The following is a 13,469-nucleotide window of genomic DNA, read 5'->3' on the forward strand; positions in this document are numbered from 1 at the left end:
CTTCGTGTTCCGGCTGCTGCCTCCCGCCTTGCGCGGGCGGCGGCGGACGTTCATTGATTCAACGAGTGCCCATCATGATTCCCAATTTCCGTCGCAACGCCATCGGCGTTGCCGTTCTTTCCCTGCTGTCCTGGCCAGCCCTTGCCCAGGACGCCACCACCACTACCACCACCGTGGCGCCCGGCGCGTCCACCTCGCCGCCCGGCACGCTCTCCACCGTGGAGATCCAGTCCGAGCGCCTGAAGAAGGCGCGCATGGAGCTGTCGCCCGAGGTGGGCGCCACCGTCTACCGCATCGACCGCGCCGCCATCGATGCGCTCGGCAAGGGCGATGCAACGCCGCTGGACGACGTGCTGCTGACCTTGCCGGGCGTTGCCAAGGACTCGAAGGCCTCCGGCTCCCTGCATGTGCGCGACGACCACGGCAACGTGCAGTACCGCGTCAACGGCGTGCAGTTGCCCGAGGGCATTTCGGGCTTCGGCCAGTCGCTGGACACGCGCTACATCGACTCGGTCGATTTCCTCACCGGCGCCTTGCCCGCGCAGTACGGCCTGCGCACCGCCGGCGTGGTCGACATCCAGACGAAGCAGGGCTTCGGCAAGCCCGGCGGCTCGCTCGGCTTCACCTTCGGCAGCCACAACACGCTGGAAGAAAGCGCCTCCGTCTACGGCACCACCGGCAACCTGAGCTACTACCTGTCGGGCAGCCTGGTCTCCAACACCAACGGCATCGAGAACCCGCAGCCCACGCTCAATGCGCAGAACGACCGCACGCGCCAGGGCAAGACCTTCGGCAACCTGTCCTACTACCTCGACGCGGACACGCGCCTGGGCCTGATGTTCGGCACGTACAACGGCAAGTTCCAGATTCCGACCAACCCGAACCAGGCGCCGGCGTTCTCGCTGGCCGGCTACAGCGACCTGGGCACGGGCTTCAACGGGCTGCCGTCCTCGGACGTGCGCGAGCGCCAGACCGAAGCCACGCGCTTCGTCGCCCTGTCGTTCCAGAAGACGCTCGGCGCGCTGGACTTCCAGGTCTCGGCCTTCCACCAGTACTCCAGCCTGCGCTACGTGCCCGACGGCGTGGGCGACCTGATCTACAGCGGCGTGGCCTCCGACACCCTGCGCTCCAACACGTCGAACGGGCTGCAGGCCGATGCCTCGTACAAGCTGAGCGATGCCCACACGCTGCGCTTCGGCGGCGCCTACACGCGGCAGGACACGCGCAGCATCAATGCGGTGAACGTGTTCCCGGTCGACGACAGCGGTGCGCAGGCCGGCAACACGCCGGTGCTGATCAACGACAACTCGGGCAAGGTCGGACAGCTCGCCAGCCTCTATCTGCAGGACGAGTGGCGCATCGACCCCAGGCTCACCTTCAACTACGGCCTGCGCTACGACAGCGTCGACGCGTTCACCAAGGAGCACCAGTGGAGCCCGCGCCTGAACCTGGCGTACAAGCTGACCGGCGACACCGCGCTGCACGCGGGCTATGCGCGCTACTTCACGCCGCCGCCGCAGGAGCTCGCGTCGCAGCAGAGCATCAACCTGTACGCGGGCACCACCAACCAGCCCGAGATCGCCAACTCCGACCCGGTGAAGGCGGAGCGCACCCACTACTTCGACCTGGGCGTGGACCACAAGGTGAACGCCAACCTGTCGCTGTCGGCCGACGTGTACTACAAGAACATCACCAACCTGCTCGACGAAGGCCAGTTCGGCCAGGCGCTGATCCTGTCGCCGTTCAACTACGCCAAGGGCCTCGCGCGCGGGCTGGAGCTGTCGGCGCGCTACAACGACGACCACTGGTCGGCCTATGCGAACTTCGCCTACCAGAAGGCGATGGGCAAGAACATCGTGTCGAGCCAGTCGCTGTTCGGCGTCGATGAGCTGAACTACATCGCCGACCACTACGTGTACCTGGACCACGACCAGACCTACACGCTGTCGGGCGGCGCGAGCTACCGCTTCGGCGACAACCAGGTCAGCGGCGATCTGGTCTTCGGCAGCGGCCTGCGCCGCACGGCCGACGGCGGGGCGCCCAACGGCGCCGCGTTGCCGCATTACGCGGTGGTCAACGCCGCCTACTCGCACACGTGGAAGGAGTCTTCGGGCGGCGACATCGTCGGGCGCATCGCCATCCTGAACCTGTTCGACAAGAGCTACCTGCTGCGCGACGGAACGGGCGTTGGCGTGGGCGCGCCGCAGTACGGCACGCGACGCAGCCTGTACGTGAGCATGACCACGCACTTCTGATGTCGGCCTGACGCACATGAATTCGAGGCTGTCGCGCACCGTCGCACTCATGCTGCTCCTGGCAGTGTGGGTGACGTCGACGCTCGGCCTCGTGCATGCCACGCTGCACGTGCCGGGTGACCGCGCGTGGGCCGTGGCCGCCGATGCAGGAACGACCTCCGCCGCCGCGCCTTCCACAAAACGCGGCGCGGCGCAGCGGCACGGCTGGCTCCATGCGCTGTTCGGCGACAAGACCGACGCCGAGTGCCGGCTGTACGACCGCCTGTCGCACGGCTTCAGCATGCCCGGCGTGCCGCTGGTGGTGTTGCCGATGGTGTTGCCGTCGGCCACCTTCGCCTATCTGCAGGGCGAAGCCGTCGCCCGCTGGATCGTGCTGTTCGACGCACGCGGTCCACCTCCCGCTCGCTGATTTCTCACGTGCTCCGACCGTGCCTCCGCCTGCCTCGCGCGGGTGACGGCCGGTCGCCCCTTGATTTCAACGAGTGTTCTTTATGACCCCCAATTTCCGTCGCAACGCCATCGGCGCTGCCGTCCTTTCGCTCGCCGCGCTGGCGGGCGCGGCCCACGCGCAGACCGCGCCTGCGCCTTCCACCGCCGATGACGCCAGCCTGCGCGAAGTCACCGTCACCGGCAACCCGCTCGGCGCTTCCGACCTGATTGCGCCCACCACCACGCTGTCGGGCGACAAGCTCCTGCTGCGCTCCGAATCGACCCTGGGCGAAACGCTCAACAACGTGCCCGGCGTGAGCAGCAGCTACTTCGGCCCCAACGCCAGCCGCCCGATCATTCGCGGCCAGGACGGCGACCGCATCCGCATCCTGCAGAACGGCGGCGGCGCACCCGACGCCTCGGCGCTGAGCTACGACCATGCGGTACCGGTCGACGCGCTGGTCACCGAGCGCATCGAGGTGCTGCGCGGCCCGTCGGCGCTGCAGTACGGCGGCAGTGCCGTGGGCGGTGTGGTCAACGTGATCGACAACCGCATTCCCTCGGAGCCGATCAACGGCTTCGGCGGCCGCGCCGACCTGGGCTACGCCACCGGCAACAAGGAGAAGAACGGCGGCGTGGTGCTCGAAGGCGGCAACGACCGCTTCGCGCTGCACGTCGACGCCTTCAACCGCGACTCGAAGGACGTGTCGGTGCCCATCACCCTCGAATGCAGCAAGCCCGGCTCGCCGTGGTCGGCGCGCAAGATCTGCAACTCGGCCAACGAGGCCCATGGCGGCGCGGTCGGCGGCACGATGTTCTTCGACCAGGGCTACATCGGCGCCTCGGTCAGCACCTACCGCAGCACCTACGGCACCGTGGCGGAAGACGACGTGACCATCGGCATGAAGTCCGACCGCTATGCGCTCGAAGGCGAATGGCGCCCGGGCGGTTTCATCAGCAGCATCCACGCCAAGCTGAGCCACACCGACTACCGCCACACCGAGTTCGAGGGTGGCCAGCCGGGCACCACGTTCTCGAACATGAGCAACGACCTGCGCATCGAGGCGCGCCACCGGAAGATCGGCAACTTCGAAGGCCTGGTGGGCTTCAGCAGCGAGACCAACCGTTTCGCCGCCGACGGCGAAGAGGCCTTCGCGCCGCACAGCCGCACGCGCTCCAACGCTCTGTTCCTGCACGAAGAGCTGGGCACCTCGTGGGGCCGGCTGAGCTTCGGTGCGCGCACCGAGCAGGTTCGCGTGCGTTCGCTGGGCTATCCGGACGATCCGAGCGTGACGCGCTTCGCCATCGGCGAGCGCACCTTCAACCCGCACAGCGCGGCCTTCGGTGCGCTGGTCAACCTCGCGCCGCAGTGGCAGCTGACCTCGAACCTGGCGTACACCGAGCGCGCCCCGAAGGACTACGAACTGCTGGCCAACGGCCCGCACGTGGCCACGGCCGCCTGGGAAGTGGGCGACCCGAACCTGAAGAAGGAAAAGTCGACCGGCTTCGACCTGGGCGCTCAGTGGAAGTCGGGGCCCAACACGGTGCGCGTCAACGCGTATGTCACGCGCTTCCAGAACTACATCGGCCTGACCGCGACGGGGCGCAACCTCGACGAAGAGGGCAACGTGGCCGAGCCCGGCGCCACCGACACGCTGGCCGAATATGTGTACGGCGGCGTGCGTGCGCGCTTCACCGGCATCGAGGCCAACGGCAACCTGCGCCTGCTGGGCACCGAGGGCTTTGCGCGCATGAGCGATGCGGGCACGCTCGACCTCGAATGGCGCGGCGACATCGTGCGCGCGAAGAACCTCGACACCGGCGAGCCGCTGCCGCGCATCGCGCCGCTGCGCCTGGGCGCGACGCTGGCCTACGCCAACGGCCCGTGGGGTGCGCGCGTGGGCTTCGACTACAACGCGGCGCAACGCCGCATTCCGGCGGTGGGCGCGCGCGAGACCGATGCGTACACGCTGTGGAACGCGGCCATCACGTACCGCATGAAGGTGCAGCGCGCCAACCTCACCTGGTATGCGCGCATGGACAACATCGGCAACAAGCTGGCCTACAGCCCGACGTCGATCCTGACGACGACGGTGTACCCGAATGCGCCGCTGCCGGGGCGCACGCTGAAGGTGGGCTTGCGGGTGACGTTCTAACTTGGCGTGTTTCTCCCTCCCCCTCTGGGGGAGGGCAGGGGTGGGGGCTCGCGGCCTTCGATGCCATGCAGCGTTCGAGGCCGCGCGTGCCCCCATCCCAGCCTTCCCCCAGAGGGGGAAGGAGCAAATCCCTCGGCTATCCTCGCCGCGTGAATTCCTTCGTCATCTCATCGCTCCTTCCTGTCGTTCTTCTCATCGCTGCCGGCTACCTCGCCGGGCGCCGTCGCTGGATCGGCGGCAATGCGGTGAAGGACCTGTCGAACCTCATCTTCCTGCTGCTGGCGCCCGCGCTGCTGTTCCGCGCCATGAGCACGGTGCACGTGGAGCAACTCAGCCTCAAGCCGGTGGCGGCGTACTTCATTGCCTCGGGCCTGCTGTTCGCGGGCACGATGGCCTTGCGCGGTTTCAACCGCACGGCGGCCGTCATCGCGCTGGCCAACACCTACAGCAACACCGTGATGATCGGCATCGTGCTGATCGACCTGGCCTACGGCGAGTCGGGCATGGTGGTGCTGCTGACGCTGATTTCGCTGCACTCGCTGGTGCTGCTCACCAGTGCCACGGTGGTGCTGGAACTGGCGGTGGCGCGCGAGCATGCAAAGGTCGGCGGCGCCGAGACGCATTCGATGGCGCGCACCGTGCTGCGTGCGCTGCGCAACGCGATCATCCACCCCGTGCCGTTGCCGATCATCGCGGGTCTCTTGTTCGCGCAGACCGGCTGGACCATGCCCGAGGTCATCGACAAGCCGATCCAGTTGCTCGGCCAGGCCTTCGGTCCGGTGGCGCTGGTGATGGTGGGCATCACGTTGGCGCTCACGCCCATCGGGCGGCACTGGCGCGGCGCGCTGGTGCAGGCGCTCGTGAAGAACCTGCTGCATCCGCTGCTGGTGGCCGGCATCGGCTGGCTGCTGGGCGTGCGCGGCATTCCGCTCACGGTGATGGTGGTGGCCGCGGCGCTGCCGATCGGCGCCAATGTGTTTCTCTTCTCGCAGCGCTATCGCACGGCCGAAGACATGGTGACGGCCAGTGTCGCGGTGTCGACGGTGCTGGCGCTGGGCACGCTCACGCTGGTGATGGTGTGCGTGCGGTGGCTGCCCGGAGAAGGTGGGAATAGACCTGCTGCGCGCCCCGTGCTCGCTGCGGTTTCTTCACACCTTGTAAGCCATCAGGGCGCGAGGCGTTCGCGCACCCAGGCCGGTCCTTCGGGGCCCCCTTCGAGCCGGTAGCGCAGCCGGTCGTGCAGCCGGCTCTTGCGGCCCTGCCAGAACTCCCAGCGGTCGGGCACCAGCCGGTAGCCGCCCCAGTGCGGCGGGCGCGGCGGCGACAGCAGGTGCTTGGCCGCGAACACGGCCGCGTTCTTCACCAGCACATCGCGCCCGCTGATCACCTCGCTCTGCGGGCTGGCCCAGGCGCCGATGCGCGAGTCGAGCGGGCGGCTCGCGAAGTAGGCGTCGCTTTCTTCTGCGGCCACCTTCTCGACGCGGCCCTCGATGCGCACCACGCGCTCCAACTCGACCCAGTGGAACTGCAACGACGCATACGGGTTGCCCGACAGCTCTCGCCCCTTGCGGCTCTCGTAGTTGGTGTACCAGACGACGCCGCGCGCGTCGCAGCCCTTGATGAGCACGATGCGGCTGGACGGCCGCAGGTCGCTGCCCACGGTGCACAGCGTCATGGCATTGGGTTCGGGCACCTTCGCGTCGATGGCCTCGGCGAGCCAGCGCTCGAACTGCTTCAGCGGATCGCCCGCGCTGTGCGCCTCGCCGAGTTCCGCGCGCTCGTAGCTCTTGCGCAGCGCGGCCAGCGCGTCATTGGAGAGTGGGGAAGTCATGCCGGGGATTGTTGCGCACATACTCGGCCGATGACGACGAAGGCGAATTCCCCCGTGGTGATCGTGCTGGCCTCGGGCCGGGGCGAACGTTTTGTCGCGGCCGGCGGCTCGGGCTCCAAGTTGAAGGCGCTGCTCGCGGGCAAGCCGGTGCTGGAGCGCACGCTCGATGCAGTGCGCGCCAGCGGCCTGCCGTGGCATGTGGAAGACGCGGGCCATCCCGGCATGGGCGACTCGATTGCCGCGGCGGTGCGTGCCACGCGCGATGCGCCGGGCTGGCTGATCCTGCCCGGCGACCTGCCGCTGGTCCGTGCGATGACGCTGCGGGCCGTGGCCGCCGCGCTCGACGGCCGGGTGAATGCGGTGCAGCCGAACTACCAGGGGGAGCGCGGGCACCCCGTCGGCTTTGCGGCCGGTTGCGGTCCCCAGCTCGCGACTTTGGAGGGAAACGTGGGCGCATCGTCCATCCTGCGTTCGATGCGCGCTATCGATTCGGTAGCAGACCTGGCGGTGGACGATGCCGGCGTGGTGACGGATGTGGACACGCCCGCGGCCCTGGCGCAAGCCGAGGCGCTCTGGCTGGCGCGCCTGGGCGGCTAGCTTTTTCCGATCAGGGCTTGGGAATCACCGCGCAGGCGATGCGCGGGCCCGAGTTACCCGAAGGCTGCGTCGTGAAGTCGTCGCGGTCGCGGTGCACCACCAGCGCGCGGCCCGCCACGTTGTTGACGGCACCGTCGGTCAGCGAGATCGAGTGGTCTTCCACGCTGAAACGCGCCACGCCGCCGGCGTCGGCCACCAGGCTCGGCAGTTCGCCGGCATGGCTGCCGGCTGCTGCGAACTTGCCGTGCGTGCCGCCGGTCGGGTTGAAGTGGCCGCCCGAGGCATCGCCGTTGTTGCCGCAGTCGCCCTTTTCGTGGATGTGGAAGCCGTGCTCGCTGCCCGGCACCAGGCCGCGCACCTCGCCCGACACGCGCAGGCCGTGGTCGAGCGCGGTGAAGGTCACCGTGCCGCGGGTCGGGTTGGGCGTGATGGCGCCGGTCGGCACCAGTTCGACGGCCGTGCTGGGCTTGCCGCCCATGCTGCCGCAGGCGGACAGGAGGGCGGCGGCGAGCAGGGCGGTGCCGGTGGCGATGAGACGACGTTGGTTCATGTGTTTTCCTTGGACGGACCGGAAGGCTGGGCGGGTTGTGAAGGCTGGGACGAAGTATCCGCAGACCCCGGAACGTATACCGGAGCCGGCGGCGCATCGCAATCGGCGGCGGCCTCGGACTGCTGATGGCGCTGCTGTTCCTGCACGGCGGCCAGCGCCACCAGCCGGGCCAGCGCGGCGTCGTGGATCGCATGGCGCTGCAGTTCCAGCAAGGTCTGGCGCGCGTAGTCGAGCGAGGTGCCGTAGCGGCCGACCGCATGGGCGAAGATGTGGCGGTAGCGCTCGTCGCTGAGCTCGCCCGTGAAGTTGGGGCTGCGCCGCGAGAGCGTGAAGGCCAGCGCGCGCACCGGGCCTTCGGCCGTGCCGCAAGTCAGCCATCTGGGGTCGTACACGCCTGTCGGCATCTCGCGCAGCCAGAGCCGGCGCAGCGTGGCGAGCCCGTCGGCCTTCGGCACGCGGAACACCATGCCCCGGCAGCTGCCGCCCGAGAGCAGGCCGAACACGAGGCCGGGCACCTGCACGCTGCCGCGGTTCACGCGGCTCCACATCTTCAGCGCGCGGTGCCATCCGCGCACCCAGGCCTGGCGCCGCTCGACAAAGTCGAACTCGGGCCGCCAGATGAGCGAGCCGTAGCCGAAGAGCCAGAGGTCGTCGTGCCCGCCCCAGTCGGCGATGGCGCGCTCGAGCATCGGCTGCGGGTCGCGCAGGGGCCTTGGCATCGGGTCGAGTCCCGGCGGGCCGGGATCCGGCGTCGGGTCCGACACGGGGGTGAAAGGGCCGACGCCTACAATTTCGTGATCATGGTTCACCGCACCATTATTTACCGACCCCTTTCCTACGGAGCAAGACCCGCGATGAGCGACGACGACAGCCAGCAGAATTTCATCCTCGGATTTCTCATGGCGCTCATCGCCCTGGTGATCTTCTTCGTGATCGGCATCGTGCTCTGGCACAAGGGCCACAACCCGGCCGCCGCCGCACAGGCCGCAGCCGCCAAGCCCGCCGTGGTGATCTCGGCGCCGGCCCCCGGCGCGGAACCCAAGCTGGCCGAAGTGACCGAGACGGTGACCGTCACCATCCCCGACGGAGCGAGCATCCGCGTGATCGACGGCGTGGTGAACTTCTACTTCGCGACCGGCAGCGCGGACCTGGCACCGGGCGCCGCCGAGGCGCTGGCCGCGGTTATCAAGGGCGTCGAGAGCGGCCGCAAGGCGGTGGTCTCGGGCTACCACGACACCACGGGCGACCCCGCGATCAACGACCAGCTCGCCAAGAAGCGCGCCGAGATGATCCGCGACGTGCTCGTGGGCCTGGGCGTGCCGGCCGCCAGGATCGACCTGCAGAAGCCCGCGGTCACCGCCGGTTCGGGCAACAACACCGAGGCGCGCCGGGTCGAGGTCAAGCTGGTCGACTGACCGCCTCGCAGCCTCCGCGACGCGAGAAAAGCCCGGTGATGCCGGGCTTTTTCATGCGTGTCGCTTCGACCGGTGCGAATGGGTAAATTCGTATTGCCGGGCGCCCGTATTTCATCGGGCTTTCGCGCCCGGCTTGGTACCATGGGCCTCCAGGCCCACAGTCGCCCTGGCGACACGCAGCAAGAGCCCACGATCCCATGAGCAGCAGCACACACCCCACCGTACGCGACATCACCGATCGCATCCGCGAGCGCAGCCTGGGGCCGCGCACCGCCTACCTCACCCGCCTTGCCGAGATCCGCAGCCGCGACCGCGGCTCCGACCGCATGGGTTGCGCCAACGTGGCGCACGCCGTGGCCGGCATTCCGGCCAACGACAAGTTCCGCGTGGTGACCGAGCGCGCCCCCAACATCGGCATTGTCACCGCCTACAACGACATGCTCTCGGCGCACGCGCCGTACCAGGGCTACCCGGACATCATCAAGCACGAGGCCCGCCGCCTCGGCGCCACCGCACAGGTGGCCGGCGGCGTGCCCGCCATGTGCGACGGCGTCACGCAGGGCACGCCCGGCATGGAACTGAGCCTTTTCAGCCGCGACCTCATCGCCATGAGCACCGCCGTTGCGCTCACCCACGACATGTTCGACAGCGCCTTGCTGCTGGGCGTGTGCGACAAGATCGTGCCGGGCCTGCTGATCGGCGCGCTGCACTTCGGCCATCTGCCGACCGTGTTCGTGCCGGCCGGCCCCATGGCCTCGGGCCTGTCGAACGGCGCCAAGTCGAAGGTGCGCGAACAGGCCGCGCAGGGCCTCGTGGGCCGCCAGGGGCTGCTCGACGCCGAAATGGCGGCCTACCACTCGGTGGGCACCTGCACCTTCTACGGCACCGCCAACAGCAACCAGATGCTGCTCGAGGCCATGGGCCTGCACGTGCCCGGCACGGCCTTCATCCAGCCCGGCGACGCGATGCGCGAAACGCTCACGCGCGAAGCGGTGCGCACGGTGCTGGGCAAGGCCGGCGATGCGGCCGAGCGCCGCGCCGGGCCGCCCCAAGCAAGCGAGCACCCCCTCGGGGGGCAGCGAGGACACGAAGTGCCGAGCGTGGGGGCTTGGCGCTGCCCACCCATCGGCGAAATGGTCGACGAGCGCTGCATCGTCAACGCCATGGTCGCGCTGCTGGCCACGGGCGGCTCCACCAACCACCTGATCCACTGGGTCGCGGTGGCCCGCGCGGCGGGCATCGTGATCGACTGGGACGACTTCTCGAAGCTCTCCGACATCGTTCCGCTGCTGAGCCGCGTGTACCCCAACGGCAGCGCCGACGTGAACGAGTTCCAGGCCGCGGGCGGTCCCGGCCTCGTGATCGGCGAGCTGGTCGACGCGGGCCTGATGCACGAAGACGTGCTGACGGTGCGCGCCGGCGGCATCCGCGAGTTCGCCAACGTTCCGGCGCTGGCCGGCGAGCCGAGCGAGCAGCGCCTGCAATGGAGCCCTGCCGCGCCGCTGAAGAACGAAGCCATCACGCGCACCGTCGCCAGCCCGTTCAGCGCCACCGGCGGCCTGAAGCTGCTGAGCGGCAACCTGGGCCGCAGCGTCATCAAGGTGTCGTCGGTGCCCGACGACCGCCATGTCATCGAGGCGCCCGCGCGCGTGTTCGACTCGCAGGCCGCATTGCAAAAGGCCTTCACCGCCGGCGAGCTGGAGCGCGACGTGGTCTGCGTGGTGCGCTGGCAGGGCCCGCAGGCCAACGGCATGCCCGAGCTGCACAAGCTCACGCCGCCGCTGTCGGTGCTGCAGGGCAAGGGCTTCCGCGTGGCGCTGGTCACCGACGGCCGCATGAGCGGCGCGTCGGGCAAGATTCCGGCCGCCATCCACGTTTCGCCCGAGGCGGCCGCCGGTGGCCCGCTGGCCAAGGTGCGCGACGGCGACCTGATCCGCCTCGACGCGCTGGCGGGTACGCTTGCCGTGCTGCTCCCTGAAGACGAATGGGCGGCGCGCGAAACCGCGACGCTGTCCGAAGCCCAGCGCATCGCCGACGGACACGGCCTCGGCCGCGAATTGTTCGCCGGCATGCGCCGCAATGCATTGACCGCAGAAGAAGGAGCCTGCTCATGGCTATGAACGAAAAACTCACCCCCCTCGACGTGATGCGCGACGCGCCGGTCATCCCGGTCATCGTGCTGAACGACGTGAAAGACGCGGTGCCCCTGGCGCGCGCGCTGGTCGCCGGCGGCATCCGCATGCTCGAAGTCACGCTGCGCACGCCGCAGGCGCTGCAGTGCATCGAGGCCATCGCCAAGGAAGTGCCCGAAGCCGTGGCCGGCGCGGGCACCATCCGCAGCGCGGCCGATGCGCAGGCCTCCGCCATGGCCGGCGCCAGGTTCGGCGTGAGCCCGGGCTACACACGTTCGGTCGGCAAGGCCTGCCACGACCTCGGCCTGCCGCTGCTGCCCGGCGTGGCCACCGGCAGCGAGATCATGACGGCGCAGGAAGACGGCTACACCCAGCTGAAGTTCTTCCCCGCGCTGCAGGCCGGCGGCCTGCCGATGCTGAAGGCCTGGCAGGGCCCGTTCGGCGACGTCACCTTCTGCCCGACGGGCGGCATCCATGCGGGCAACGCGGTCGAGTTTCTCGCGCTGTCGAACGTGGCCTGCGTGGGCGGCTCGTGGATCGTTCCGGCCGACGCCATCCGCGACGGCGACTGGGCCCGCATCGAGCAACTGGCACGCGCCGCGAGCCAGCTGTCGCGCTGACCGACCATGCGCGCTGATTTCGACGCGAGCGACCTGAAGGTCATCGCCTTCGACGTCTTCGGCACGGTGGTCGACTGGCACAGCGGCATCGCCGCCGAGTCCGAGAGCGCCTTGCCCGGCGTGGACGGCGCGGCCTTCGCGCTGGCCTGGCGCGCGGGCTACCAGCCCGCGATGAAGGCCGTGATGGAGCGCATTGCCGCGGGCGAGGGCGGCTTCACGCTGCTCGACGAACTGCACCTCAGCATGCTGGAGCAGGTGCTGCGCGATTTCGGCCTGGGCGACCGGCTCGACACCGCCGCCAAGCGCGACCTGAGCCGCGCCTGGCACCGCCTGCCGGCCTGGCCCGATGCGGTGGCCGGGCTCACGCGGCTGAAGAAGAAATTCACCATCTGCACGCTGTCCAACGGCAACATCGGCCTGCTCACCGAAATGGCCAAGCGTGCCGGGCTGCCCTGGGACTGCGTGCTGTCGGCCGAAGTATTCAAGGCCTACAAGCCCGATCCGCGCACCTACCTGGGCGTGGCGGGTGTGTTCGACGCGACGCCGGGGCAGGTGATGCTCGCCGCGGCGCACCACGACGACCTGGCCGCCGCGCGCGTGTGCGGCCTGAAGACCGCCTACATCGAGCGGCCCCATGAATTCGGCCGCGCCCAGCCGAAGGACGTGTCGCCGCAGCCGGACAACCACCTGCACGCGCGCGACATCAACGCGCTGGCCGACCTGCTCGGCTGCTGATCAGCCGGCGAGCAGCTTCTCCACCGTGCGCAGGTTGCGTGTGGTGGTGCTCGACCGGTAGCGCGTCTTCGCGAGCAGCTTGGCGACGGGTGTGGCCAGGCTCTCGCCGCGCGGGCATTGCCAGTACAGCACGCCTTTGCCGCGCTTCAGTTGCTCGACACCGGCATCGACAGTGCCTGCTTTCTCCATCACTTCGTCGAGCATCGCCGCGTCCGACCCGAACACGATGTACGGATGGCGCTCCTCGTCGATGCGCTCGAAGGGGTAGCCCTTGGCCATGTCGGCCACTAAAAAGCTCTCTTTGAAGTAAGTCGAATAGGGCAGTATCGCGGCCCTGAACGCGCCCCGCCGTAGGCGCATGCCTACGGCAGGGCGCTGTTTTCGGCGTCCTTTGCGTGCAGCGGCAGGTCGACCACGAAGCGCGAGCCTTCGCCCGGCGCGCTCTCCACGTCGCTGAACGAGATGAGCGCTCTTTTGCGTGAGCAGCACGATCCAAGCGTCGTAGCCGAAGCGTTTGCGCAGCGCCTGTTCGATGCGCGTGCGCAGCGCGGCGGCATCGGCCTCGTCGGTGTCGAACAGCACATTGCCGCTGGCGAGCACCGTGCGCACCGCGCCGAAGGCTAGCTCGTCTGCGAACAGCGCCTTCAGCTCGGCGCTCTTGATCGCGATGCCGTTGACGTTCACGCCGCGCAGCAGGGCGACGTGGCGTGTCGTTGCGGTTTTCTTCGGGCTCGCCATGGTGCTGCCCG

General features: G+C 69.0%; 13 protein-coding genes. 9 read left to right on the top strand and 4 right to left on the bottom strand.

Annotated elements, in window-relative coordinates:
* Positions 1-74: 74 nt before the first annotated feature.
* The 4 genes from AC0IYU_RS16715 (at position 75) to AC0IYU_RS16730 (ending at position 6,066) form a co-directional block, all read left to right on the top strand.
* Positions 75-2,255: a TonB-dependent receptor gene (locus AC0IYU_RS16715; RefSeq protein WP_472119012.1), complete on the top strand. Its 2,181-nt coding sequence runs from the start codon at positions 75-77 to the stop codon at positions 2,253-2,255.
* 49 nt (positions 2,256-2,304) lie between these two features.
* Positions 2,305-2,664, top strand: coding sequence for a hypothetical protein (locus tag AC0IYU_RS16720; protein ID WP_472119015.1), 360 nt, complete (start codon positions 2,305-2,307; stop codon positions 2,662-2,664).
* Between the two features lie 82 nt (positions 2,665-2,746).
* On the top strand, positions 2,747-4,840 hold the full coding sequence (locus AC0IYU_RS16725) for a TonB-dependent receptor (protein ID WP_472119018.1): 2,094 nt from the start codon (positions 2,747-2,749) through the stop codon (positions 4,838-4,840).
* A gap of 149 nt (positions 4,841-4,989) precedes the next feature.
* On the top strand, positions 4,990-6,066 hold the full coding sequence (locus tag AC0IYU_RS16730) for an AEC family transporter (protein ID WP_472119021.1): 1,077 nt from the start codon (positions 4,990-4,992) through the stop codon (positions 6,064-6,066).
* Here AC0IYU_RS16730 and pdxH read toward each other — a convergent pair.
* Positions 6,006-6,671 carry a pyridoxamine 5'-phosphate oxidase gene (gene pdxH, locus AC0IYU_RS16735; protein WP_472119024.1) on the bottom strand — a complete coding sequence of 222 codons (666 nt, stop codon included), beginning with the start codon at positions 6,669-6,671 and terminating at the stop codon, positions 6,006-6,008. The genes AC0IYU_RS16730 and pdxH overlap by 61 nt on opposite strands.
* A 30-nt stretch (positions 6,672-6,701) precedes the next feature.
* On the opposite strand from pdxH, the gene AC0IYU_RS16740 reads away from it, so the two are divergent.
* Entirely contained in the window at positions 6,702-7,268 is a 567-nt protein-coding gene (locus tag AC0IYU_RS16740; protein WP_472119027.1) for a nucleotidyltransferase family protein, read from the top strand.
* Positions 7,269-7,278: 10 nt separating this feature from the next.
* Here AC0IYU_RS16740 and AC0IYU_RS16745 read toward each other — a convergent pair whose 3' ends face one another.
* Positions 7,279-7,818 carry a superoxide dismutase family protein gene (locus AC0IYU_RS16745; RefSeq protein WP_472119030.1) on the bottom strand — a complete coding sequence of 180 codons (540 nt, stop codon included), beginning with the start codon at positions 7,816-7,818 and terminating at the stop codon, positions 7,279-7,281.
* On the bottom strand, positions 7,815-8,537 hold the full coding sequence (locus tag AC0IYU_RS16750) for a gamma-glutamylcyclotransferase (protein ID WP_472119033.1): 723 nt from the start codon (positions 8,535-8,537) through the stop codon (positions 7,815-7,817). Before AC0IYU_RS16750 ends, AC0IYU_RS16745 begins: the two co-directional genes overlap by 4 nt.
* A gap of 135 nt (positions 8,538-8,672) precedes the next feature.
* On the opposite strand from AC0IYU_RS16750, the gene AC0IYU_RS16755 reads away from it, so the two are divergent.
* From AC0IYU_RS16755 to AC0IYU_RS16770, 4 genes are all read left to right on the top strand, one after another.
* Positions 8,673-9,233, top strand: coding sequence for an OmpA family protein (locus AC0IYU_RS16755; protein WP_472119036.1), 561 nt, complete (start codon positions 8,673-8,675; stop codon positions 9,231-9,233).
* A 197-nt stretch (positions 9,234-9,430) separates the two neighbouring features.
* Positions 9,431-11,353 (top strand): dihydroxy-acid dehydratase domain-containing protein, encoded by a 1,923-nt coding sequence (locus tag AC0IYU_RS16760; protein WP_472119037.1) that lies wholly within the window; start codon positions 9,431-9,433, stop codon positions 11,351-11,353.
* The gene (gene eda, locus AC0IYU_RS16765; RefSeq protein WP_472119040.1) at positions 11,344-11,985 is read left to right on the top strand and encodes a bifunctional 4-hydroxy-2-oxoglutarate aldolase/2-dehydro-3-deoxy-phosphogluconate aldolase; all 642 of its coding nucleotides are present in this window, start codon (positions 11,344-11,346) and stop codon (positions 11,983-11,985) included. The genes AC0IYU_RS16760 and eda overlap by 10 nt, the downstream gene beginning before the upstream one ends.
* Positions 11,986-11,991: 6 nt before the next feature.
* A complete protein-coding gene (locus tag AC0IYU_RS16770) occupies positions 11,992-12,720 on the top strand; it encodes a haloacid dehalogenase type II (RefSeq protein WP_472119043.1) in 729 nt (242 codons plus the stop codon).
* Here AC0IYU_RS16770 and AC0IYU_RS16775 read toward each other — a convergent pair whose 3' ends face one another.
* Positions 12,721-13,458 (bottom strand): DUF1697 domain-containing protein, encoded by a 738-nt coding sequence (locus AC0IYU_RS16775; RefSeq protein WP_472119046.1) that lies wholly within the window; start codon positions 13,456-13,458, stop codon positions 12,721-12,723. It lies immediately after the preceding gene.
* Between the last annotated feature and the right edge of the window lie 11 nt (positions 13,459-13,469).

The sequence above is a fragment of the Variovorax sp. AC103 genome, assembly GCF_979254005.1.

What these genes read in the sequence shown, in the direction of transcription:
- AC0IYU_RS16745 (WP_472119030.1), bottom strand. Translation starts at nt 7,818, where the DNA reads ATGAACCAACGTCGTCTCATCGCCACCGGCACCGCCCTGCTCGCCGCC.
- AC0IYU_RS16750 (WP_472119033.1), bottom strand. Translation starts at nt 8,537, where the DNA reads ATGCCAAGGCCCCTGCGCGACCCGCAGCCGATGCTCGAGCGCGCCATC.
- AC0IYU_RS16755 (WP_472119036.1), top strand. Translation starts at nt 8,673, where the DNA reads ATGAGCGACGACGACAGCCAGCAGAATTTCATCCTCGGATTTCTCATG.
- AC0IYU_RS16725 (WP_472119018.1), top strand. Translation starts at nt 2,747, where the DNA reads ATGACCCCCAATTTCCGTCGCAACGCCATCGGCGCTGCCGTCCTTTCG.
- AC0IYU_RS16740 (WP_472119027.1), top strand. Translation starts at nt 6,702, where the DNA reads ATGACGACGAAGGCGAATTCCCCCGTGGTGATCGTGCTGGCCTCGGGC.
- pdxH (WP_472119024.1), bottom strand. Translation starts at nt 6,671, where the DNA reads ATGACTTCCCCACTCTCCAATGACGCGCTGGCCGCGCTGCGCAAGAGC.
- AC0IYU_RS16760 (WP_472119037.1), top strand. Translation starts at nt 9,431, where the DNA reads ATGAGCAGCAGCACACACCCCACCGTACGCGACATCACCGATCGCATC.
- eda (WP_472119040.1), top strand. Translation starts at nt 11,344, where the DNA reads ATGGCTATGAACGAAAAACTCACCCCCCTCGACGTGATGCGCGACGCG.
- AC0IYU_RS16715 (WP_472119012.1), top strand. Translation starts at nt 75, where the DNA reads ATGATTCCCAATTTCCGTCGCAACGCCATCGGCGTTGCCGTTCTTTCC.
- AC0IYU_RS16775 (WP_472119046.1), bottom strand. Translation starts at nt 13,458, where the DNA reads ATGGCGAGCCCGAAGAAAACCGCAACGACACGCCACGTCGCCCTGCTG.
- AC0IYU_RS16720 (WP_472119015.1), top strand. Translation starts at nt 2,305, where the DNA reads ATGCTGCTCCTGGCAGTGTGGGTGACGTCGACGCTCGGCCTCGTGCAT.
- AC0IYU_RS16770 (WP_472119043.1), top strand. Translation starts at nt 11,992, where the DNA reads ATGCGCGCTGATTTCGACGCGAGCGACCTGAAGGTCATCGCCTTCGAC.